Genomic DNA, 22605 nt, shown 5'->3' on the forward strand with positions numbered 1-22605 from the left:
TGGATGTTGTTCAATATTTAGATATTGGCGAGCAAAATGTAAACCAAGAATGGTTGAAAATTGCAAATGGCAACTAAAAATTAATATGCGGTTCTTTGGGTCCGCATCATTTAACTGTTAGGCATACGAATTGGCAATGAAGCAAGTATCAATATTTATAGCAGTGACACTGATTGTTGTAATAGAAATTACGCTAATCTCTACGGTTTGGGTGTTTGCGCCTTCGGTTATGCATAATCCGGCTGGATATCTCATAAATCAAGCCCTTTTCTATGCTTTTTTTGCTGCGTTGGTAACGGGAATTACTATGTTGGTTGTCGGGCTTCCAACATATTTTGTTCTCGACTATAAAGGTAAATCGTCTCAGTCTAATCTTGCTCTTGTAGGTGCCATAATCCCTGTAGTAATATTTTTCTTTATTATGTTGGCTGCATCCTATGGAGGAAACGGTACGTATTCGTCAGGTCAGAATTACTATGGTACCTATCGAGAAATGGTAGTTGATAGTGAGCGGACCCTGTGGGGTTGGATTAGCGTTATTGAGCAATTTATTACATATTTTATATATGGGTTAATTGGGGCAGTTACTTTTGGTAAGGCTATATCAGTAATTAAAGCACGGTATAAAAATGCCTAACAAACCGTTTAACGAAAACGTCAGCAAACAACGCTGGCACGGACTCGCAAAAAACGCTCGCCTGTTAACGGAGCGTTGAGGCTGTAGAAAAACCCTAAAATAGTTCAAAAAGCCACCACTATTTGCTTCCCACAGATCGTCGTTTGTGATCCAATAGGTATTATCAATTAGGCACAGGAGCCTTGGTGATGCCGCGATTTATCCCACTCAATTATCAACAAAATTCCATGGTTGTGAACAACTTTCTAGACCAACTTCAATCAGGTACGTTCGAACATGCTATTCATCATTTGATTGATAATAGGTTAGACATATCGGTGTTTTATCCGAAGTACCAAAATGATGCGACAGGGCGTCCAGCGTATGATCCCGCCGCATTGTTAAAAATCATTTTATTTGCCTACTCAAAGGGAATTACTTCAAGCCGCGAAATCCAGTGGTGCTGTGAAACCAATGTGATTTTTAAAGCCTTATCGTGTGATTTGGTGCCGCACTTTACAACCATCGCAGGCTTTGTCAGTGGTCGCAGAACGGAGATAGAGAGCGTCTTTGAGCAAGTGCTGTTGATATGCCATACCCAAGGTTTATTGGGCAATGAATTGTTTGCTATTGATGGCTGTAAGATGTCATCGAATGCGGCCAAGGAATGGTCGGGTACGTTTAAAGAGTTGGAAGAAAAGCGCAATAAGCTTAAACGTCAAATCCGCTATCAGATGGACGAACATGAGAAGCTGGATAAGTGTGAGTCTGCGGATGAAGTGCGTAAACAGCGCACCGCGCAAACTATCGATACCTTGAATAAAGCACACGACAAGATAGACGCCTTTCTAAAGAAGTCTGACGCCGTCCCACGGATGGGGACAGGTAAATGGCCACAGGAAGTGAATCAAATATTACTGATAATGAATCGGCTAAGATGACCACCAGTAAAGGCACAATCCAAGGCTATAATGGGGTGGCAGCCGTCGATAAAAAGCACCAAGTTATCGTTGATGCTCAAGTGTTTGGTAGCGGTCAAGAGCATCATACTTTGCAGCCCGTACTTGAAAGCATTCAAGCGCGGTTTAAGCGTTTAGCCATCAGTGACGATATTTTAAAAGCGCAAACCATCATCACTGCCGACACGGGCTTTGCCAACGAAGCGAACAATGCATATCTGCATGACAATGACATTAATGCCTACATTCCTGACAACCAATTCAGAAGCCGCGACCCCAAGTTAAATGAGCAAAAGCAAAAATACGGTAAACGTCATCAAGAAAACAAGGTACGCAAAACATCCGTTATCCCTGCGAGTGAATTTAGCTTCGACCCGGTGAATAACCGCTGTATTTGTCCAGCGGGTGAAACTATCAGTTTTAGAGGTATACGAGAGAATGAGCTAGGCATAAAAACAGCATTCTTCGAGGGCAAATTATTACAATGCCGCAACTGCGATAAAAAGCATCAGTGTATGCATAACCCCAGCGCCGCAGACCATCGTAAAGGCGCAGGCAGACAAGTGTCGTTTAGACTCGACAGCAGTCGACCACCAACTATACGGACTGGATGAAACGGCGAGTCGATAGTCCAAAGGGCAAACAAATTTACAGTCACCGCATGTCCGTGGTTGAACCTGTATTTGGCAACATAGAATCTGCAGGGTAGAATCTGCAGGGTCAGAGCCGTTGATTTCCCTTTTCTTAGAATCTGCAGGGTCAGAGCCGTTGATTTCCCTTTTCTCGAAATGAGTTAGATTTTCTGTCTCCACCTTGGGGCAAAGGGCTGGCTCTGCGACCAGTAATTTGTTCGATTTGTTGTTTAAAGCGATCTTCACCCAACACCCATGCTTTGTTAGTCGCTGTGCGAATTTCCTCAATAGTTAAATCTGATATATCGTGTTCGAATAGGCTTTTATACGGTTTTTTTTGTTCCTTTAGTGATTTACCCAAAGCCATATAACAAGGGTGAGGCGTGATAAGCTCAATGTTCTTATCCAAGGCATTGTGATGATAGCTGGTCCATGGATATTCGGCTGGATGGTTGACCATGTTGGGTTTATTTCAATATAGCGACTGACGGTTAAGAAATAATGTTCACTATCAACTAATGTTGACTTATATCGTCCTTCTCATAACGTACCACTGCGATGATAGGTTTTATTAATATACATAAGTAATAACGACCTAACGATTGCATCAACTTGCTTACCCCATGTTCTGTTGAAGGTGTCATCAGCATATGAACATGATTTGTCATTAAAGTGAATGCATGGATACGGACTGCATGTTTATTGGCATAATGTCCGAGTTTGTCTAAATAAACGGCATAATCTTGTTCAGAAAAAAGCAAACCTGTCTATTGTTACCGCGTTAAACGACGTGTTGTGGGACATTAGGAATATTTATACGAGGAAGTCTAGCCATAAATTTCATCCTTGAAAACTTTAACTAAAGCATAGTAATTCGAAGCTAAATTACCAAACCACTGTCAAAACTCTATTAATATTTACAATCAACGGCTCTGACCCCCTAGATTTTGTTGCAATCAACGGCTCTGACCCCCTAGATTCCCTAGATTTCCATGACACCCTAGATTTCCACTGGTTACTTGGCCTCTTTTAACCCTCTTTTGGGCGTATTCACGAGCACGGGATAAATCGCATACGGTTTTAAGACTTTTACCTTGCAAGGTGTATCCAATTAGATATGCTTAAATACCGCTGATTAAAACGGGTTTGATCGCTGATGTTCGTCACACTACTGATTAATTTACCTCCAGAACTGAAGGGCATAAGAAGTGCAGACGATCCTGATCTCTGCCCCTTAGCGGCTTCGTTCAATAAGCTGTTTAACAAACAGGCTAGTAAACAACGCTCGCCCATTAACGGTGCGTACGCTACTGCTTAAGGGGATAGGTGATGATTGAAATTTTTCATATTATATTAGGATTTTCTTCGCTATTAAGCGGGCTCTTTATCGTACTTACACAAAAAGGCAATAAAAAGCATAAGCTAGTTGGGAGAGTTTATTTTTTATCCATGTTGGGGTTAAATTTGACCTCCTTTGGTATTTACAAACTATTTGATGGTTGGGGGTTTTTCCACTGGATGGCTGTCGCTAGTTTAATACCTATAGTCGCGGGTTACATTGCAATACGTTACAAAAATATTACTGCCCATTATTACTTTATGTGCTGGTCATACATTGGACTTTTGTGCGCGACCATTAGCGAAATATTTGTTCACGTTCCTGTTGCTACCGCTTTATTAGATAACGTCGCTCATATAGATACGCTGCTGATGGTGTGTTTAATTGGTTTTGGCTTTTATTTTTTACCTCGCAAGCAAAGTGTATATGTACGCAAAACCTAATCGGGAAACCGAAGATATCTCACTTCCAGCCCCCACAATACTCTGGTAACTACGTTATGTTTGGGGCTTCGCACAGGGCGCTTAGTTACGATGCCGTCTGCTGACTTTGCAAAATCTCAGAACGGCTTACACTGTTATGCGCTATCGGATTCATCGTATTCGTGCCTTTCAGTTAATAATACTCAAAAGCTAAGTTACTTGAACACCAGTGCTTCACTGGTTAACTACCGACTGCGGGTTAAGCAGATATTTAAAAGGCCAACTTCATTCGCTGTGCACATTTGCAAAAAAAGCCTCGTAGGCAACCTTAGGGCGGGCTCATGATTGAGAAGCTTCAAGTAGTATCCATAAAGCTTCGCTGGACCAAACCATTTATAGCTGTATTGGCCCTTGCGTCTTTTGGGCTGTTTGTTGCTTGCTTGTTCAAGGTTATTGACAGTGCCGATGATAAATTATTGATCCCAAGCTTGATGAGCTTTTTATGGTCTGGTTTGTTGTTTGGTTTAATTACGTGGTTCCCTGCTGTATCGCCTAAAGCTGATAAAGCCGAACGGGTGGTTGTGCGAATAAAAGTATTTTTTAATCGCTTATGCTTTTTTGTACTCGGTATCGTGTTTTTCGTGCTTAGCACAACCTTACTGATTATCAGCTTTAGATTAATAAGAGTGTGGCTAACAGAGTATTGATAATAGAGAACAAAACGTTCAAATTGTTACGTGATGGTAGTCTTTTTAACCTTATGATTGGGAGCTCAACCTACAAGGAGAAGTAAATGAATTTACGTAGCAAAACAGGATGCTTGTGTGGGGCGGTTAATATTAGTGCCGACAATATCAATCCAAGTTTTACAGTATGTCATTGTGAAAAATGTCGGGTGTGGGGAGGAGGGCCTTTTTTTGCTGTAAAATGTGGTAAAGATGTGGCGGTTGAAGGGAGCAAGCATATACAAGAATTTGCTTCTTCTGCTTGGGCGACTCGAGGGTTTTGTCAGCAGTGCGGTACGCATTTGTACTACCGGTTTGATCAAACCGGTGAATACAACATTCCCTTAGGTCTGTTTACTGGGCTTGATGGCCTTAAAATGGATATGCAGTATTTCACTGATAAAAGGCCAAGCTATTACTGCTTTTCAAATCAAACACAAGAAATGACAGAAGCAGAAATTGTGGCGTATTTTGCTAAAGAGTGAGCTTGGCAATGGCGACTGAAGCTTGTATTTTTGCATTATGGGCCAATATCCAGCGCGTTGTTATTTAGGGCACGTAGACGTGTCTAAATGAATTTGTGAGCTTGGCAGTAAGATTGCGGTTATGATAGCTGGTACTGCTAATTTTAGGTTTTTTATCAGGGTAATAAGGAGAGTTATGAAAAAGTTATTGCTATCAAGTGTGTTGTTATTGACTGCCTGTGGTCCTACACCACCTCATCACCCAGCGCAGCAGCGGCAAATTACGGTAACTGGCGTGGGCAGCGCGGTGAGTGTGCCAGACCAGTTCAACTTCACTGTGGTCATTGAAGAACGAGGTGAAACAGCTAGCGACCTAAATCGCATAGTTAATGAAAAAACCAATCAAGTCATCGAGCAGTTAAAAAAGCTAGATGTAAAAGAAAAAAATATTCAAAGCTTACAGGTGCAGTTTAATCCTTGGGTAGAATATAATGGCCAAACCCAAGAGCAAAAGGGCTTTATACTCAGTCGTCGTATTGATATCACCCTGGATAAATTGTCTTTGTACGACAAAGCCATTGATAGTGTATTGAAACTCAAGATTACGCGTATTGAAGGCTTTAGCTACTCAAACAGCAAAGCTTACGAACATTACCAGAGTGCGATAGCGCAGGCCTTGCAAGACGCGCAGCAACGTGCTGAACACATGGCTGAGGTGTTAGATTTAGAATTAGGAAGCGCCATAACCGTGTCTGAGCAATCGCAAGGTCAGGCGATGCAAGCCAAAAACACCATGAGACTGCGCTCTATGGCAGAATCTAGCTCATTACCGGGCGAGATGAATACCACGGCGCAAGTGTCAGTGGTTTTTGAATTAATTGATTAGTGACATTAATGAGAGAGTGAATGAGTCAAACCAAACAACAACAGTATGCTGAACTTGCCCAACAGGCAGCATCTTTAGTGGCCGATGAGTCTGATATGATTGCTAATATGGCTAATATTAGCGCTTTATTATATTGGGCCTTGGATGACGTTAATTGGGCGGGTTTTTATCTAATGAAAGACGAGCAATTAGTGCTTGGCCCTTTTCATGGTAAACCTGCTTGTATTCGCATTCCCATTGGTAAAGGCGTATGCGGCACGGCTGTGTCTGAGAAAAAAGTGCAGTTAGTGCATGATGTACATGAGTTTTCAGGGCATATTGCCTGCGATGCGGCTTCAAACTCAGAAGTTGTGTTGCCAGTTTATAGAAACGGGGCTGTGGTTGCAGTGCTTGATATTGATAGCCCCTTAATTGGTCGCTTTGATCTGGCCGACGTAGAAGGTTTACAGCGAATTGTAAACAGTTTAGAAGCGAGTATGTTGTGAAGCACTTTGTTGATATCCATGTTGCATTAGCTACCGTTGAGGACATGGATTATTGGGAAGAGCAGGCTGAAGAAGCCACTGACAAGCTTAATTCTATGTTACATTTGCTGTATGATCATGCCGATGAAGACATTGATTCAGAGTCTTTAGAGAATATGATCCAATATATTTGGGAAAATTGGCGACAAGATAGCCATTTACTTGATATAGATGAAGATGATTTGCACGACTGGGTTGACCAACTATTGGCAACTTGGGATGATGAGCTACAAGAACCTCGATAACTTACACACTAGAAGAATTAATGGATACTCCACAGAAATTTTCAAATAGCAAAGAAGTGCTCGCTTTTTTAGCTGAGACATTCCCGGCCTGTTTTAGCATTCAAGGTCAAGCAAAGCCTCTCAAAATTGGTATTTTCCAAGATTTAGCGCAAAGGCTAGATGATGAAGAAAGAGTCAGTAAAACATTGTTGCGTTCTTCATTACGCCATTACACCAATAGCTGGCGTTATTTGCAGTCAATTGTTGAAGGGCAGCAACGGGTTGATTTAGATGGTAATGACGTTGCCGTTATTGAAAAAGATCACGCTGAACATGCCAAAAAGCAATTAGACGAAAGCCGCGCATTGGTTGCTGAAAAACGCAAAGAACAACAAGCCAAAAAGCCGCCTGCAAAGAAAAGTTACAAAAATATAGAGCAAGCTAAGCCTAAATCGGTAGAAAAACCGGTGAAAAAGCCTGAACCTGCTATTAAGTTGCCCCCCGCAGAAAAACTCAGCGCAGAACATTTAGTCGTTGGCACCTTAGTCACCGTAAAAATTGGTAAAACGCCGATGCCTGCTTCTATCACTGACGTGAACAAAGATGGTGTGCAGGTGCAACTTGATACAGGAATGGTGGTCAAAGTCCAGGTTGATAATCTTAGGTTGGCACGCGCCAAGAGGTAGTAAGTATGATGAAATCGATTCGTTTGTCTGTTATTTCCGCATTAGTGTTAATGGGGACAAATGCAGTAGCTATTGAAAACAGTGAAAGTGTTAAAGGTTTGCCACATCTTGAACAAGAGTCTCAGCACTCCGTTTCTGCAAAACGCATTTCTTCTCAGTTTTTACGGGCGCATTACAAACCAATTGATTTGGACGACTCTTTATCACAGGTCATTTTTAGCCGTTATCTTCGTTCGATTGATTTTAATCGTAATGTTTTTACCGAAGCTGATATTAAAAAATTCGAAAAGTATTCAACCCAGTTTGATGATGCGATTGAAGTAGGCGATTTATCCATTGCTTATGAAATATATCAGCTCAACATGGAAAAGCGCGAAAAACGTTTTGAATACGCTTTAACGCTGTTAGATAAAGAATTCGATTATGAAGTGGCTAATGATGCATTTTTGTTTGACCGTGAAGATGCACCGTGGCCTAAAGATGAAGCAGAGCTAAACGAATTGTGGCGTCAGCGTGTCAAATACGATGCCTTAAATCTGAAGTTAGCGGGCAAAGATTGGCCTAAAATTCAAGAATTACTAAACAAACGTTATGAAAGAGCAATAAAACGTTTAACGCAAACCAGTAGCGAAGACGTTTTTCAAATTGTGATGAATTCTTTTGCTCGTGCAATTGAAGCCCACACCAGTTATTTGTCACCTCGCAATGCCGAACGTTTTCAAATGGAAATGAATTTATCCTTTGAGGGTATTGGTGCAGTTTTACTCAGTGAAGACGATTACACCGTTATTCGTAGCGTGGTGCCGGGTGGACCTGCCGACAAATCTCAAAAAATTAAACCCGAAGATAAAATTGTGGGTGTTGCCCAAGACGACGATGAATTTGTTGATGTGATTGGCTGGCGCTTGGATGAAGTTGTTGAGTTAATCAAAGGTCCAAAGGGCAGTGTAGTGCGCTTGCAAATTGTTAAAGGCTCAGGCGAAAACACTACCCCAGACGTTGTCGCTTTGATGCGTGACAAAATCAAATTAGAAGATAAAGCGGCTAAATCAGACGTTTATGTGCCGGAAACAGGTCCACATAAAGGCGAAAAATTAGGCGTGATTACGATCCCATCTTTTTACAATAATCTGCATGCAGATGTACAAAAAGAAATAGAAAAACTTAACGCAGAGCAGGTCAATGGCATCATTGTTGATCTTCGCGGCAACGGCGGTGGTTCGTTAACTGAAGCTACCTTACTCACGGGGCTGTTTATTGACAAAGGTCCTGTAGTCCAAATTCGCGACGGTGCGGGTCGTATCCGCATTGAAGAAGATGTTGACGGTAAGGTGTTTTATGATGGCCCATTAACTGTGTTAGTTGATAGATACAGTGCCTCAGCTTCTGAAATTTTTGCTGCTGCGCTACAAGACTATAACCGTGCGCTTATCTTAGGTGAACAAACCTACGGTAAAGGGACTGTACAGCAGCACCGTGGTTTAGGCCGAATATACGACCTGTATGAGAATCCGTTGGGTAGTGTGCAATTCACTATTGCTAAGTTCTACCGCATTGATGGCGGTAGCACACAGCACATGGGTGTGATCCCTGATGTGTTGTTTCCTTCGCCTATTGATCCTAAAGATTGGGGTGAAAGCCAAGAAGAAACAGCCTTACCTTGGGATAGTATCGCCAGAGCAAACTATACTACGGTTGGTGAAACGAAAACCGTAGCCCAACAACTTGCGCAAAAACATGATGTGCGAGTTAAGCAAGACCCGGAGTTTGCTTATATTTTTGAAGACATCGAACGCTACAAAGTAAAAAAGTCTGACAAGACCATTTCATTGGTTGAATCCGAGCGTTTGAAAGAGAAAAATGAAGCAGAGGCGCGTAACCTGACCCGCGCAAATGAGCGTTTAAAACGTCAAGGGCTTGAACCAGTCAAATCCCTTGATGATTTACCGGAAGATCTACCTGAAATCGATCCATTTCTTGACGAAGCCGCAAGTATTACTTACGACCTACTGACCACAGGAAAGTACGCAATTAATCAAAAATAATGATACTGAGCAGAAAAAGGGCTATTTCCAATAGCCCTTTTTTACTTTATTTAAAACAACAAAAAAATAATAACAATAGGTGACAGATGAGTGCACGTGGTGAATTTTCATCCAGAATTGGATTTATACTGGCGGCAGCAGGCTCGGCGGTTGGATTAGGCAATATTTGGGGTTTTCCAACCCAAGTTGCCAGTAATGGTGGCGCCGCTTTTGTTTTGGTTTATATTATTCTTGCCTTTGTACTGGCGTATCCTGTGTTAATGGCAGAACTAATAATTGGTCGTGCAACGCGGTCAAATATGGTTGATGCTCTAGGACAAATCACGGGTAGCAAAGTAGGGCGACTAGCTGGTGTATGGGGCTTTATTACCGTATCACTCATTCTTGCGTTTTATGCGCTGGTTGCTGGTGTGATGATTTCTTTTTGTCTTGCCCCCTTAGCTGAGTTATTAGGCTTAAACAGTGCAACCGCTTGGTTAACGGCTGATTTGTCTTCTGAAGATGCCATCGGGCGCAATGTACTTTTTTGTGGCTTATTTTTAGCCCTAACTGCCAGCATCGTATCTGGTGGCGTTAAAGATGGAATAGAGCGTTGGTCTGTTAGACTAATGCCAGCTTTGTTCATCATCATTACTTTACTGATTGTCTATGTACTTACTCTAGATGGTGCGATGGAAGGCTTGCGTCACTATGTATTACCTGATTTTTCAAAAATACTCAGTCCTGACTTATTGATCAGCGCCATGGGGCAAGCGTTCTTCTCTATGTCTTTGGGTGTAGGGACGATGTTGGTATATGGTTCTTATATTTCAAAGCAAGAAAAATTACCTAACCTTGGGGCGGCCGTGGCATTTGTTGATATTGGCGTTGCGGTACTTGCGGGATTATTAATTATTCCAGCGATGTATGTTGCATTGCATAGCGGTGTACAAATTTTTGGTGAGAATGGGGAATACATTGCCGGACCAGGACTTATTTTTGCGGTATTACCGGCTTTTTTTGAAACCATGGGTATGATCGGCAATGTAGTGGCTTTTGCTTTTTTTGCTTTGATGATCATTGCGGCCGTGACGTCGTCTATCTCTATGTTAGAAGTGCCAGTGGCCTACGTGGTTGAAAGTAAAGGCCTAGGGCGTAAACGCTCAGTATGGTTTTTAGCCCTAGGTATTTATGCTCTCAGTTGTATTATTGCCACTAACTTTAATGCGTTATTTGGCTTAGTGATTGCGATTACAACAGAGTACAGTCAGCCTTTATTAGGTTTGGTATTGTGTATATTTACGGGTTGGGTGTGGAAGAGAGACCAAATATTAGCAGAACTTAAAGAAGGTGATCCTTCTGCTGAGCAAGGATTATTTTGGAAAATTTGGCCTTGGTATGTTCGATTTGTTTGCCCGGTGGTCATTGTAGTGATGTTTTATCGTTCGGTAATTGGTTAATAAAGGGTAGTTAGTGTTAATGGAAAATAATAACAAACATATTAAAGAAGCTTCATTACTCGATGCGATTGTGCCGATAGTTATTTTAGTGGGCTTATTGGGCACTTCAGTTTACCTTTTTGGTGAAAACTCCTCTTTTGGTCCCAATCAAATTGCGCTGTTATTGGCAATGGGTATCGCTGCCATTATCGGTATTAAAAACGGTTATAAATGGGATGATATCGAGAAAGGCATCGTTAAAGGAATTGCTCGCTCTTTGGGCGCTATTTTGATTTTGTTGGCCGTTGGATCTTTAATTGGTACCTGGATGTTATCGGGCACTGTACCGACCCTGATTTACTATGGTTTAGACTTACTTAATCCTTCTATGTTTTATGCGGCAAGTTGTTTAATTTGTGGCATTGTTGCTCTGAGTATTGGAAGTTCTTGGACTACCGCGGCAACAGTGGGTGTGGCACTGATGGGCGTGTCTATTGGTATGGACATGTCAGCACCCATTACAGCCGGGGCAATCATTTCGGGGGCGTATTTTGGTGATAAAATCTCACCCCTGTCTGAAACCACTAATCTAGCGCCCGCTATCGCTGGGACTAATCTGTTCGAACACATTCAATACATGTTATGGACGACGGTGCCTAGTTTCATACTTGCTCTTATTCTTTTCACTGTTATTGGGTTTGGTTCAGATATACCAGAGTCATCAAGCCGAATTGAAGAAATGCAATTGTTGCTAAATCAAGAATTCAATCTTGGCTTTCATATGTTGATCCCTTTATTTGTTTTGCTAGCGATGGCAATACGTAAAGTGCCCGCTTTTCCAGCCGTGGCTATGGGGGCCATTATGGGCGGTATTTGGGCGGCATTATTTCAGCCCGAAGTTATTAGTAAATTGTCTGCAGAGGGTATGGATAATATCCAAGGTACCGTTGTTGTTGTGTGGACAGCTTTATTTGATGGCGTGCAATTTGCTACCAGCAGCGAAACACTTAACAGCTTGTTGAGCCGTGGCGGTATGTCAAGTATGTTAAATACTATTTGGTTGATTATGTGTGCCATGACGTTTGGCGCAGTACTCGAAAAAGTGGGTTTGCTTAAGCGAGCAGTGAGCGCGTTTTTAAAAGGCGCTACCACGGCCGGCGATATGGTTACCCGCACAATTTTGACGTGCATTGGCACTAATATCATTACTGCTGATCAATATATGGCGATTGTAATGCCAGGCAGAATGTACAAAGAAGAGTTTGAGAAACGCGGTTTAAATCAATTAAATTTGTCTCGTAGTTTAGAGGATGGTGGCACACTTACGTCCCCATTAATTCCTTGGAATACCTGTGGTGTGTATATGCAAGGGGTTTTGGCAGTGAGCCCATTAGATTACATTTTCTATGCGTTTTTTAATTTGATTAACCCTGTGCTTTCTATTATTTATGCTTATTTGGGTATAAAAATTCTTCGTATTCCAGTGCCAAAAAGCGTGTCTGCACAAGGCTAAATTATTTTAAAGTGAGTAACGTGTAATTCGGTACTCACTTATACCCTATTTATTATCTGAGATCCTTATGACCAATAATTTATCACCGCTCACTGCGCCTACTGTAAAAAGACGATCAGATTATTTACCGCCTGAATTTTTCATCGAACACGTTAGGCTTAATTTTGATCTCGACGCCGAGTCTACCGTCGTCTCTTGCATAACTAACATTGTCCGTAATGGCCAACATAAACAAGCTTTAGTGTTAGATGGTGAAGGGTTAACTTTGCAATCGTTGCTAGTTAATGGCGAACCCTGGTTAGATTATGAAGTGGAGGAAAACGCGTTAATTATAAGGATTGAACTTGCTGCGTTTGAATTATCCATAACCACGGTTGTTCACCCAAAATTGAACACCAGTCTAGAAGGGCTGTATTTTGCAGCTGACTCTTTTTGTACTCAGTGTGAAGCAGAAGGATTTCGCAAGATAACTTACTTTTTGGATAGGCCTGATGTGCTTGCAACCTACGATGTAAGGGTCTGTGCAGATAAACAACGCTATCCATTTTTGTTGTCAAACGGAAATAAAGTGGATTCGGGCGAATTAGATAATGGCCGTCATTTTGTTAGTTGGTCGGATCCTTTCAAAAAGCCTTGTTATTTATTTGCCTTAGTAGCCGGTGACTTTGATTTATTGCAAGACAGTTATACCACCGGTTCCGGCCGTAAAGTCGCCCTTGAACTGTTTGTCGATAAGGGTAAGTTAGGCAAAGGTCAACATGCCTTAGATTCGCTTAAAAAGTCAATGCTATGGGATGAACAGGTCTTCGGATTAGAGTATGACCTTGATATTTATATGATTGTGGCCGTTGATTTTTTCAATATGGGCGCAATGGAAAACAAGGGACTGAATGTTTTTAACAGTAAGTTTGTGTTGGCCAATCCCGAATCTGCTACGGATGATGATTTTTTCAATATCGAATCGGTCATTGCTCACGAGTATTTCCATAATTGGACAGGCAATCGAGTGACTTGCCGTGATTGGTTTCAATTGAGCCTAAAAGAGGGACTCACGGTTTTTCGCGACCAACAATTTAGCGCTGATATGGGCTCTCCATTAGTTAATCGTATTAAAAACGTTAAGGTGATCCGCGAAAACCAATTTGCCGAAGATGCCAGTGCGATGTCGCATCCTATTCGCCCCGATGAAGTTATCGAGATGAATAACTTTTATACCGTAACGGTCTACGATAAAGGAGCTGAAGTGATCCGGATGATGCATACCTTGTTGGGTGCAGAAGGCTTTAGGCAAGGGATGGACTTGTATTTTGCTCGTTTTGATGGACAAGCGGTGACGTGCGACGATTTTGTGCAAGCATTGCAAGATGCGAGCAATAAAGATTTGAGTATTTTTAAACGCTGGTACAGTCAATCTGGTACACCAACGATAAATATTACTGACTTCTATGATCGTCAAACTGGCACATATCGCTTAAATATAAGCCAGACGACTAAAGCGACGGCAGACCAAAAAGATAAGATGCCTTTGCATATTCCACTGGCCTTAAGCCTATTAGATAAAGACGGTAAGACCTTAGCGTTGGATGATAAAGGCTCGACTGAATTTGTTGCAGAGCTTAAAGAAGATAATCTACAGCTTAACTTTTTTGGTTATTCAGAAAAACCCACCCCCTCTTTGTTGCATAACTTTTCTGCGCCAGTTCGTCTTAACTATGCTTATTCTCATGAACAGTTGGCTCATGTGCTGTTGCATAGTCCTGATGACTTTGCCCGCTGGGACGCTAGCCAAAAAATTTACAGTGATTGCATACATCAAATGGCAAGCGATGAAGGGGATAAAAACAACAGTTTGCTTGATGGCTTATTAACTGCACTGGAACCTATTGCTGCTCATCAAGATTTATCCCAGGCATTTAAAGCTGAGATGCTGAGTTTGCCTAGTTTTGAAACCTTATTGCAACAACGGGATAAAATTGATATCGACAAACTCTATGCTGCACGAAAATCGCTTATGCAAACTATGGCCAAAGCCTTTTTGCCTTATTGGCAGCAAATGTATAAAGCAAGTAGCCATCAGCCTTACGCTTACGAGCAAAATCAAGTTGAACAACGCAAACTCAATAATTTAAGTTTGAAGTACTTGCAGCTAAGTGGCGAGCAGGGCGTTGAAAGCATTATTCGTCAGCAGTTTCACGATGCCAATAATATGACTGATTCGTTAGGCGCTTTAGCGGCTGCGCAATTGGGTGATCTGAGTTTATTTGATGAATTGATGTCATGTTTTGAACAGCGCTGGAGCGATGATGCATTGGTGCTAGATAAGTGGTTTGCCCTGCATGCAAATACGCCCAGGGCTGATATTTTGACTCGTCTGGATATTCTTGCCGGTCATGCTCAGTACAGTATCTCAAATCCAAATCGAGTTAGATCGCTTGTGGGCAGTTTTGCTTATTATAACGTACCTGGTTTTCATGCTGTTGATGGCAGTGGCTATAAGTTTTTAGCTGACTACTTAATTAAACTCAATACGCTTAACCCGCAAATTGCTGCTCGACTTATTACTCCTTTGACTCAATGGCAAAAGGTGGATGCTAAGCGTCAAGCCTTGATGCAGCATCAATTAATGCGAATCAGTGATATTCCACAATTGAGTAAAGACTTGTTCGAAAAAATCAGTAAAAGTTTACATTTTAAATAGGAAGGTTAGGGGTCATATCGTTTAACACAATGCATACCTATTACTTTTCTATAAAAGCGAGTTATGACGAGTGCTTAAAATTGTATCAGCCTGGCAATAATGCTGTGGTGATTATTGATGAACAAGGCACCAAGATTCAAATTCCAATCAAAAACCTTCGCCCCTTTGTCAGTCCAACTGGCATACGGGGGCGTTTCAGATTACAAGTAAGTGGTGCGAATAAGCTCGTCAGTTTCGAGAAAATGGCGTAAGTTTTTAGGGCCCTTGGTTAAAATATAAACACAAGTTGTTGAAATATAGTTACTATTTGTTAATCAACTGGTACGATTAGTTCTTGCTATCAGCGCAAAATGATGTAATGATTTTGTTAATTTAAAGTTCATTTGTCTAGGTCGCTAGTCTGTACTGTTTAAGTCGGCTAACTGGGGAGTAAAAATATATGATTTATGGTTCTTCCATATTCAAAAAAACAACAATCGCACTTGGGATCACCAGCGTTTTGGGTGGTTGTTCTATGACGGCTAATGCCGCAAATTGGGACAGTGGCGATTGGTCAGTGAGTTTTGACTCAAACTTTTCATTTGGTACCAGTGTTCGGGTTGAAGATATTGATTTTTCAACAGTCGGCAACAGTAATCAATTAAACCTAGATTGGTCAGGTTACAACCCAGCAACTAATCCTATTTACACCTCCTCTGATGTATGGGCTTTAACAAATGCAGCCTATTCTACCAATGGTGATCTGGGTAATTTAAATTACGATAAAAATAAAGCGTTCTCGACCTTGTTCAAAGGTGTGCATGAATTAGATATTCGCTATAAAGATATGGGTATCTTTATGCGTGGTATGTATTTTTACGATTTTGAAATGAAAGATGGTTCTAGAGCGTGGACTAATCCTATTACTGGGCAAAAACAAGACCCGTGTGCTACTGGTAAATCCAGCGAAGAATTGTGTTCAGATATTCGTTTATTAGACGCATTCTTTTATGCTGACTTTAGCGTTGCTGATATGCCAATGAGTTTGCGTATTGGTCAACAAGTGATCAGTTGGGGTGAAGGTACTTTTATTCAGCACGGTATTAATACCATTAATCCAGTTGACGTTACTCGTGCTCAAGCACCGGGTGCAGAACTTAAAGAAGTATTTATACCGGTTGGTACGGTCTTCGCGTCCATTGATTTAACCGAATCTTTCAGTGTGTCTGCCTACTATCAATATGAATGGGAGCGCAGTTTGTTACCTCAGGCAGGTAGCTACTTTGCGACCAATGATTTTGCTGGCGAAGGCGGTCAAGCGCAAAACGTTCAACTGGGTTTTAGTGGTAACCCAGACATTGACTTAGACTTTTTGATGGCTGGACTCAATCAATTAGGTAATGCGCTGAAAGCAGGTGCAGATCCTGCACAAATTGGTAGCGCGTATTTAGCCTATCCTACCAAAGTAGCGGTGCGTGGTTTTAGTGATGACGCTCATAAAGATGCCAGTGATCAAGGTCAGTATGGAATCAAACTGACTTATTTTGCGTCAGAGTTGAATGACAGTGAATTGAGCTTGTACATGATCAATTATCATTCGCAGCGTCCTTTAATTACGGGCACGACCTCTAACTTTACTGCTGCGGGTATTGGGGCTGACTTAGCCTATTTGGCGCAAAAAGTGATTACTAAGGATAACATCACTGACTTGCAGGCTTTTACCAAGATTGAATTTGAATACCCCGAAGATATTAAATTGTACGGTTTTAGCTTTAATACGAACGTAGGTGAAACGGCCTTAGCGGGTGAGATTTCTTATCGTGTTGACGAACCTTTGCAAATTGACGACGTAGAGTTGTTGTATGCCGCAATGCCACAACAGCTCGCTATTGCAGGTATTCGTCCCGATTTTGAAGGGATTTCACAATTAGATGGCTACCTTGGTAGAACGGTAGGACCTGGTGAAACAGCACAAGGTTACTTAAACTCAGACACCATGCAAATCCAAGCAACAGCAACTCATATTTTTGGACCGATGTTAGGAACGGACAATTTGGTTGTGTTGGGAGAAGTGGGTTATGTGAATATTATGGATTTTCCTGATCCCAATGTTATTCGTTTAAATGGTCCTGGTTCGGTCAGAACGCCGTCATTGCAGCCTACCGCTGATGGCAATCCGCGTACTGGTTTACACATTGGATTGTCTGATGGGCCTGAGCAAAATCCATTTCCAACTAAGACCGCGTGGGGTTACCGTTTGTTAGCAAACGCCTCATATAACAACGTGTTTTCTGGCGTTAACATGCAAGCAAGATTCACCTTTGCGCATGATGTAAATGGTATTACGCCTGATCCATTATTTTTATTTATTGAAGAGCGTAAGTCGGCAAGTGCTACATTAACCTTCGACTATTTAAGTAAATGGTCAGCGTCTATAGGTTACAACAGCTACTGGGGTGGAGTCGGTACAACGAATGCCTTGTCAGACCGCGACTTTATGTCTTTTAACGTTAAGTATTCAATTTAGAGAGTCAATTTATGTTTAAAAAACTTATATTAATCAGCTCTGTTATTTCATTGTCCCTCGGTTCAAGTATGGTCAATGCAAAAGTTGCAGAAGCAGAAGCAAATAAGCTGGGAAGTGAATTAACTCCTCTTGGTGGTATTCAAGCAGGTAATGCTGATGGCAGCATTCCCGCATGGACTGGCGGTATTACAACGCCTCCAGCAGGTTACAAACCGGGCGATTTTCATCCTGACCCGTTTAAAGATGATAAAGTCTTATTCGAGATCACCGCGCAAAATTACAAGCAGTATGCTGAGTTTTTGAGTGATGGTCAGCAGAAGATGTTTGAGACCTATCCTGACACCTTCAAAATGCCTGTTTACCCGAGCCAACGTTCAGCTTCGTCTCCTCAGTTTGTGTATGACGAAACTAAAAAGAATGCATTAATGGCCGAGTTAATCCAAGGTGGTAATGGTGTGAAGAATGCCGCGATTGGTATTCCTTTCCCAATCCCTCAATCAGGTATTGAAGCCATATGGAATCATATTTTACGTTATCGCGGTGAAACCGTGCGTCGTTTTGGTGGTCAAGCTGCTCCAACGGCTTCAGGTGATTTTAACGTAATTGGTTTTGATGATTTGTTGTTGCAAAAGTACTCAGCTAAAGATGCTACCCGTGAAAAGCTGCTAGAAGAAAATGTCATTTCTAAATTTATGCAGGAAGTGACTTCACCAGCACGTTTAGCTGGCACAGTTTTACTTGTGCATGAGACGATGGATCAGGTTAGAGAGCCACGTAAAGCATGGACCTATAATACCGGCCAAAGAAAAGTACTTGCCGCGCCCAATATTGCTTATGATGCACCAGGCACCGCAGCTGATGGCTTACGTACCACGGATGACTTTGACATGTTTAATGGTGCACCTGACCGTTATAACTGGGAGTTAAAAGGGCGCAAAGAGATGTATGTGGCCTACAATAACTACAAGTTGCACAGTGATAAAGTGAAATACGAAGACATTCTTCAGCCTGGTCATATTAACCCTGAATTGACGCGTTTTGAAAAACACCGTGTGTGGGTAGTTGAAGCAAACTTGAAACCTGAATATCGTCATGTCTATCAAAAACGTGTGTTCTACATTGATGAGGATAGCTGGCAAGTACAGGTATCTGACATGTATGATAACCGCAATGAGTTATATCGTGTTGCTGTTGCCCATGGCGTAAACTATTATGAAGTACCAACCCAATGGTCAACGCTTGATGTTTATTATGATTTAAACTCTCGCCGTTATTTAGCTCTTGGCTTAGATAACGAAGAAAGAATGTATGAGTTTGATGTTAAATTAGACGATGGCGATTTCACTCCTCAAGCTTTGAGACGAAAAGGAAAGCGCTAAATTAGTAAAAAAATGGTTGGCGCTGCCAACCATTTTTTTAACTTCGCAATGAGTACCTTATGCTGCTAAAAAAGTTAAGTTTTACCCTCCTGTTTTTATTACCTAGTTTGGCCTCTGCTGAGGCCAATAATCAGGCCTTTATCGCGCCTCTTGCGGTTGAATCGCTTTTGTTAGATATCACGCGCAATTCCGATACCTTCATTGTGGTTGGTGAAAGGGGTCATATATTGCGTTCTGCCGATGGTGATCATTGGCAACAAGTTCAGGTGCCGACTTTATCAACTTTAACAGCGGTGCAAGCTTTAGATCAGCATGTCTGGGCGGTAGGACATGATGCGACGATTTTAAAAAGTACTGACAGCGGCCAAAATTGGACTGTGCAATATCGCAATCCTGAGCTAGAAAAGCCCTTACTAGATGTACTGTTTTTTAATGAAAAACATGGCATCGCTGTAGGCGCTTATGGTTTATTTTTACGTACCTCTGATGGGGGTGAAAATTGGGTGTCTGAGTTACACGCTGAACTGCTCAATCCCGATGACAAAGAATACATGGATGAGCTGAAACAAGAAGACGAAACTTTTTATCAAGAAGAGCTGTTGTCAATTTTACCGAATATCAACCGTGTTTCTATCGATGGCACGACGTTGTACATGGCGGGAGAAGCCGGCTTGTTAGCTTTTAGCAATGATATGGGTACCTCTTGGCAACGTATGGATATTGATTATTCAGGTTCATTTTTTGACATTAAGCGTACTCAATCTGGTCGCTTATTCGCGGCGGGCTTGCGCGGCAATGTATATGAATTCAACGAGCAAGAGTGGATCCCGTTAGCATCACCAACCACTTTTACGCTTAATTCCATCGTGTCAGTCGATAAGCGACGTTCTATCATCTTGGGTAACAATGGTGCGGTACTCACTATCGATGACAATGGTCTACGCTTTAGCCAAACAGATGAAGGGAAATCTCTGATTAACGCAGAGGTGCAAAACAACAAGCTGCTTGCAGTGTCCGAAGTCGGTATCAAGAATTGGGTTATTAAGGACTAGTGAGCATGACTAACATAATTAAATCTATTGAAAGCGTTGTTTTTCGCTACCGTTTAACGGTTGTTGGCTTGTTTTTATTGGCCACTTTATTTTTAGCTTTCCAAGCATCACAACTTAAATTAGACGCCGGTTTCACTAAAAATATTCCCCTAAATCATGAATATATGCAGAATTATATGAAGCATAGCAATGATTTTGGCGGCGCTAATAGTGTGTTAGTCGCTGTGTGCGACAAAAATCAAACGATTTATAATCAAGATTTCTTTGATACTCTAAAAAATGTCCATGACCAATTATTTTTTATTAACGGGGTAAACCGCGCGCTCGTTAAATCTATTTTTTCTTCTTCGACCCGTTTTACCGAGATAGTGGAAGGGGGCTTCGCCGGTGGTCCAGTGATACCAGCTGATTTCAATTCAGCTAATCCTGATGCACTTGAAAAAGTTGCCAGTAATATCGAAAAAGCAGGCATTGTCGGCGGCTTAGTATCGGGCGATTTTAAGTGCGCCATGGTGTCTGGACAATTACTAGAACTTGATCCTAATACTGGAGAAAAGCTCAGTACTTTAGCTTTTGCTGAAGAGCTCGAAAATCAAATTCGCCAACCCTTTGAAAATGAAAATATAAGTATTCATATAATTGGTTTCTCGAAAATGATTGGCGATGTAGCAGATGGTGCAAAGGATGTTGTATTGTTTTTTGCTATCGCGATAGCCATCACTGCAATCTTAGTATTCTTCTTTTGTAAGTCTGTAATGCTTACCTTGCTACCCTTGCTTTGTTCAGTTGTAGCGGTAATTTGGCAGATGGGGCTTTTGACCTTGCTTGGCTTCGGCCTTGACCCCATGTCGATATTGGTACCGTTTTTAGTTTTTGCCATTGGGATCAGCCATGGCGTACAAATGATTAACTCCTTAGGCAAAGAAGTCGTGGCGGGCTCAAGCGTCAAGCTAGCGGCACAAAAGGCGTTTCGATCTTTGTTATTGCCAGGCGGTATTGCCTTGTTGTCTGACACGATTGGCTTTATGACTCTGTTGGTTATCGATATAGGTATCATTAGAGAACTTGCTATCACTGCGAGTATGGGTGTTGCGGTTATCATCTTAACGAACCTGATTTTGTTACCTGTCTTGATGTCATTTTTGAAGCTGGATGACAAATACAAACAGAAATTTGCTGGAAAAGAGGCGCGTTCTGATAAGTTTTGGGACACTATTGCCGCTTGTTCTAGTCCCAAGGTAGCTGCAGTCATTTTAGTTGTGACGGCAGTGCTATTTGCCTTTGGCTGGGTCGAATCTCTTAAGATGAAGATAGGGGATTTACATGCTGGTGCGCCAGCCTTACATGAAGACTCTCGCTATAACCAAGATACTTTTTTAATCACCGATAAATTTGCTATAAGTGTGGATTATTTGTCTATTTTGGTTGAAACCGAAGCAGACTCTTGCTCGTCCTACGAAGTGATGTCGGCCATTGATAGCTTGCAATGGAAAGTATCCAATGTGCCAGGCGTGCAATCTGCCGTGAGTCTGGCCTCAGTGGCGAAAATTGTTAACGCTGGATATAACGAAGGTAATCCAAAATGGCGAGTACTGCCTAGAAATCAGGCGACGTTGGTACAAGATATTTCGTTGGTACCTACCTCTTCTGGTTTGTTAAACGGTAACTGTTCAGTGATGCCGATCATCTTATTTATGCAAGATCATAAAGCAGAAACGATTACGGCAGTTGTTGATGCTATCAAAGAAGTACGCCAAGAGTATGAAACCGATACCTTGAAATTCCAATTGGCTTCGGGTCCGGTGGGTGTGATGGCGGCTCAAAACGAGGCAGTTAGTGCTGCGCAGAACCCTATGATGGCTTATGTATTTGGCGCTGTTATCATCTTGTGTTTACTTAGCTTTAAATCATTGCGTGCGACTTTAGCGGTGGTGATCCCCTTATATGTCGTTTCAGTGCTTGCTCAGGCGCTAATGACTTATTTGCAAATAGGCCTGACTGTTTCAACCTTGCCCGTTATTGCCTTAGGTGTGGGTATAGGCGTTGACTATGGTATTTATATTTTGTCGATAATGAGTGCGAAGTTAAAAGCGGGGATGGCTGTTAGACAGGCCTATTTCGAGGCGTTAAAAGAGCGGGGCAGTGCAGTACTATTTACTGGTGCGACTTTGGCGGTTGGGGTGAGTACCTGGGTATTCTCATCATTGAAGTTTCAAATGGATATGGGCATTTTACTGACCTTTATGTTTATCGTAAATATGATGGGCGCGATTATTGTGCTTCCTGCTCTAGCTGCATTGTTCTGGCGCAAGCAACGATAAAATTATTTTTGCATAGTTATTATAAAAAAAGGCCGTTTGGCCTTTTTTTATGTGTCTTAATTGCATGCTTATGTTGAATGTTAATTTTTCGTAAATTTAAAGCTTTTAATACGCAATTAATTTAGCGAAAATAGTGTATAAATTCAAAAAACTGTATATTTCTCAGTCTTTTGTCTAGTCTAAAAGAGTCAAATAT

Annotated in this window: 22 protein-coding genes; 20 read left to right on the forward strand and 2 right to left on the reverse strand. The window is 41.7% G+C overall.

Annotation, left to right across the window (positions count from 1 at the left end):
* Positions 1–136: 136 nt before the first annotated feature.
* The 4 genes from ACEN2L_RS18015 to ACEN2L_RS18030 all read left to right on the forward strand — a co-directional run bounded on the left by ACEN2L_RS18015 (position 137) and on the right by ACEN2L_RS18030 (position 2284).
* Positions 137–637, forward strand: a complete 501-nt coding sequence (locus ACEN2L_RS18015; RefSeq protein WP_441745450.1) for a hypothetical protein — start codon at positions 137–139, stop codon at positions 635–637.
* A gap of 188 nt (positions 638–825) precedes the next feature.
* Positions 826–1557, forward strand: coding sequence for a transposase (locus ACEN2L_RS18020; RefSeq protein WP_441745451.1), 732 nt, complete (start codon positions 826–828; stop codon positions 1555–1557).
* Positions 1506–2189 (forward strand): transposase, encoded by a 684-nt coding sequence (locus ACEN2L_RS18025; RefSeq protein ID WP_441745452.1) that lies wholly within the window; start codon positions 1506–1508, stop codon positions 2187–2189. Before ACEN2L_RS18020 ends, ACEN2L_RS18025 begins: the two co-directional genes overlap by 52 nt.
* On the forward strand, positions 2186–2284 hold the full coding sequence (locus ACEN2L_RS18030; protein ID WP_441745453.1) for a hypothetical protein: 99 nt from the start codon (positions 2186–2188) through the stop codon (positions 2282–2284). The genes ACEN2L_RS18025 and ACEN2L_RS18030 overlap by 4 nt, the downstream gene beginning before the upstream one ends.
* Before the next feature lie 50 nt (positions 2285–2334).
* Here ACEN2L_RS18030 and ACEN2L_RS18035 read toward each other — a convergent pair whose 3' ends face one another.
* Positions 2335–2667 (reverse strand): hypothetical protein, encoded by a 333-nt coding sequence (locus ACEN2L_RS18035; RefSeq protein ID WP_441745454.1) that lies wholly within the window; start codon positions 2665–2667, stop codon positions 2335–2337.
* 55 nt (positions 2668–2722) lie between these two features.
* A complete protein-coding gene (locus ACEN2L_RS18040; protein ID WP_441745455.1) occupies positions 2723–2968 on the reverse strand; it encodes a transposase in 246 nt (81 codons plus the stop codon).
* Positions 2969–3536: 568 nt separating this feature from the next.
* Here ACEN2L_RS18040 and ACEN2L_RS18045 point away from each other — a divergent pair.
* From ACEN2L_RS18045 to ACEN2L_RS18120, 16 genes are all read left to right on the forward strand, one after another.
* Positions 3537–3989: a DUF2306 domain-containing protein gene (locus ACEN2L_RS18045; RefSeq protein WP_441745456.1), complete on the forward strand. Its 453-nt coding sequence runs from the start codon at positions 3537–3539 to the stop codon at positions 3987–3989.
* Positions 3990–4309: 320 nt separating this feature from the next.
* Positions 4310–4675 (forward strand): hypothetical protein, encoded by a 366-nt coding sequence (locus ACEN2L_RS18050; RefSeq protein WP_441745457.1) that lies wholly within the window; start codon positions 4310–4312, stop codon positions 4673–4675.
* Between the two features lie 86 nt (positions 4676–4761).
* Positions 4762–5178 carry a GFA family protein gene (locus tag ACEN2L_RS18055; protein ID WP_441745458.1) on the forward strand — a complete coding sequence of 139 codons (417 nt, stop codon included), beginning with the start codon at positions 4762–4764 and terminating at the stop codon, positions 5176–5178.
* Between the two features lie 175 nt (positions 5179–5353).
* A complete protein-coding gene (locus tag ACEN2L_RS18060; protein ID WP_441745459.1) occupies positions 5354–6043 on the forward strand; it encodes an SIMPL domain-containing protein in 690 nt (229 codons plus the stop codon).
* A 20-nt stretch (positions 6044–6063) separates the two neighbouring features.
* On the forward strand, positions 6064–6528 hold the full coding sequence (locus tag ACEN2L_RS18065) for a GAF domain-containing protein (RefSeq protein ID WP_441745460.1): 465 nt from the start codon (positions 6064–6066) through the stop codon (positions 6526–6528).
* A complete protein-coding gene (locus ACEN2L_RS18070) occupies positions 6525–6812 on the forward strand; it encodes a hypothetical protein (protein ID WP_306022272.1) in 288 nt (95 codons plus the stop codon). Before ACEN2L_RS18065 ends, ACEN2L_RS18070 begins: the two co-directional genes overlap by 4 nt.
* Positions 6813–6832: 20 nt before the next feature.
* Positions 6833–7477: an RNA chaperone ProQ gene (gene proQ, locus ACEN2L_RS18075; protein ID WP_441745461.1), complete on the forward strand. Its 645-nt coding sequence runs from the start codon at positions 6833–6835 to the stop codon at positions 7475–7477.
* A 5-nt stretch (positions 7478–7482) separates the two neighbouring features.
* Positions 7483–9522, forward strand: coding sequence for a carboxy terminal-processing peptidase (gene prc / locus ACEN2L_RS18080; protein WP_441745462.1), 2040 nt, complete (start codon positions 7483–7485; stop codon positions 9520–9522).
* 86 nt (positions 9523–9608) lie between these two features.
* A complete protein-coding gene (locus ACEN2L_RS18085) occupies positions 9609–10961 on the forward strand; it encodes a sodium-dependent transporter (protein ID WP_441745463.1) in 1353 nt (450 codons plus the stop codon).
* Positions 10962–10980: 19 nt separating this feature from the next.
* A complete protein-coding gene (nhaC, locus tag ACEN2L_RS18090) occupies positions 10981–12453 on the forward strand; it encodes a Na+/H+ antiporter NhaC (protein WP_441745464.1) in 1473 nt (490 codons plus the stop codon).
* A 67-nt stretch (positions 12454–12520) separates the two neighbouring features.
* Entirely contained in the window at positions 12521–15151 is a 2631-nt protein-coding gene (pepN, locus tag ACEN2L_RS18095; protein ID WP_441745465.1) for an aminopeptidase N, read from the forward strand.
* Positions 15152–15180: 29 nt separating this feature from the next.
* A complete protein-coding gene (locus ACEN2L_RS18100; protein ID WP_306022278.1) occupies positions 15181–15402 on the forward strand; it encodes a DUF2835 domain-containing protein in 222 nt (73 codons plus the stop codon).
* Between the two features lie 188 nt (positions 15403–15590).
* Positions 15591–17657: a DUF1302 domain-containing protein gene (locus tag ACEN2L_RS18105; RefSeq protein ID WP_441745466.1), complete on the forward strand. Its 2067-nt coding sequence runs from the start codon at positions 15591–15593 to the stop codon at positions 17655–17657.
* Between the two features lie 11 nt (positions 17658–17668).
* Positions 17669–19036 (forward strand): DUF1329 domain-containing protein, encoded by a 1368-nt coding sequence (locus ACEN2L_RS18110; RefSeq protein ID WP_441745467.1) that lies wholly within the window; start codon positions 17669–17671, stop codon positions 19034–19036.
* Positions 19037–19095: 59 nt separating this feature from the next.
* Positions 19096–20088 carry a YCF48-related protein gene (locus tag ACEN2L_RS18115; protein ID WP_306022281.1) on the forward strand — a complete coding sequence of 331 codons (993 nt, stop codon included), beginning with the start codon at positions 19096–19098 and terminating at the stop codon, positions 20086–20088.
* 5 nt (positions 20089–20093) lie between these two features.
* A complete protein-coding gene (locus ACEN2L_RS18120; RefSeq protein WP_306022282.1) occupies positions 20094–22409 on the forward strand; it encodes an efflux RND transporter permease subunit in 2316 nt (771 codons plus the stop codon).
* Positions 22410–22605: the final 196 nt, after the last annotated feature.

The sequence above is a fragment of the Flavobacterium sp. W21_SRS_FM6 genome, from assembly GCF_052119645.1.
Lineage (GTDB): Bacteria > Pseudomonadota > Gammaproteobacteria > Enterobacterales > Alteromonadaceae > Paraglaciecola.

What these genes read in the sequence shown, in the direction of transcription:
- ACEN2L_RS18015 (WP_441745450.1), top strand. Translation starts at nt 137, where the DNA reads ATGAAGCAAGTATCAATATTTATAGCAGTGACACTGATTGTTGTAATA.
- ACEN2L_RS18020 (WP_441745451.1), top strand. Translation starts at nt 826, where the DNA reads ATGCCGCGATTTATCCCACTCAATTATCAACAAAATTCCATGGTTGTG.
- ACEN2L_RS18025 (WP_441745452.1), top strand. Translation starts at nt 1,506, where the DNA reads ATGGCCACAGGAAGTGAATCAAATATTACTGATAATGAATCGGCTAAG.
- ACEN2L_RS18030 (WP_441745453.1), top strand. Translation starts at nt 2,186, where the DNA reads ATGAAACGGCGAGTCGATAGTCCAAAGGGCAAACAAATTTACAGTCAC.
- ACEN2L_RS18035 (WP_441745454.1), bottom strand. Translation starts at nt 2,667, where the DNA reads ATGGTCAACCATCCAGCCGAATATCCATGGACCAGCTATCATCACAAT.
- ACEN2L_RS18045 (WP_441745456.1), top strand. Translation starts at nt 3,537, where the DNA reads ATGATTGAAATTTTTCATATTATATTAGGATTTTCTTCGCTATTAAGC.
- ACEN2L_RS18050 (WP_441745457.1), top strand. Translation starts at nt 4,310, where the DNA reads ATGATTGAGAAGCTTCAAGTAGTATCCATAAAGCTTCGCTGGACCAAA.
- ACEN2L_RS18055 (WP_441745458.1), top strand. Translation starts at nt 4,762, where the DNA reads ATGAATTTACGTAGCAAAACAGGATGCTTGTGTGGGGCGGTTAATATT.
- ACEN2L_RS18060 (WP_441745459.1), top strand. Translation starts at nt 5,354, where the DNA reads ATGAAAAAGTTATTGCTATCAAGTGTGTTGTTATTGACTGCCTGTGGT.
- ACEN2L_RS18065 (WP_441745460.1), top strand. Translation starts at nt 6,064, where the DNA reads ATGAGTCAAACCAAACAACAACAGTATGCTGAACTTGCCCAACAGGCA.
- proQ (WP_441745461.1), top strand. Translation starts at nt 6,833, where the DNA reads ATGGATACTCCACAGAAATTTTCAAATAGCAAAGAAGTGCTCGCTTTT.
- prc (WP_441745462.1), top strand. Translation starts at nt 7,483, where the DNA reads ATGATGAAATCGATTCGTTTGTCTGTTATTTCCGCATTAGTGTTAATG.
- ACEN2L_RS18085 (WP_441745463.1), top strand. Translation starts at nt 9,609, where the DNA reads ATGAGTGCACGTGGTGAATTTTCATCCAGAATTGGATTTATACTGGCG.
- nhaC (WP_441745464.1), top strand. Translation starts at nt 10,981, where the DNA reads ATGGAAAATAATAACAAACATATTAAAGAAGCTTCATTACTCGATGCG.
- pepN (WP_441745465.1), top strand. Translation starts at nt 12,521, where the DNA reads ATGACCAATAATTTATCACCGCTCACTGCGCCTACTGTAAAAAGACGA.
- ACEN2L_RS18100 (WP_306022278.1), top strand. Translation starts at nt 15,181, where the DNA reads ATGCATACCTATTACTTTTCTATAAAAGCGAGTTATGACGAGTGCTTA.
- ACEN2L_RS18105 (WP_441745466.1), top strand. Translation starts at nt 15,591, where the DNA reads ATGATTTATGGTTCTTCCATATTCAAAAAAACAACAATCGCACTTGGG.
- ACEN2L_RS18110 (WP_441745467.1), top strand. Translation starts at nt 17,669, where the DNA reads ATGTTTAAAAAACTTATATTAATCAGCTCTGTTATTTCATTGTCCCTC.
- ACEN2L_RS18115 (WP_306022281.1), top strand. Translation starts at nt 19,096, where the DNA reads ATGCTGCTAAAAAAGTTAAGTTTTACCCTCCTGTTTTTATTACCTAGT.
- ACEN2L_RS18120 (WP_306022282.1), top strand. Translation starts at nt 20,094, where the DNA reads ATGACTAACATAATTAAATCTATTGAAAGCGTTGTTTTTCGCTACCGT.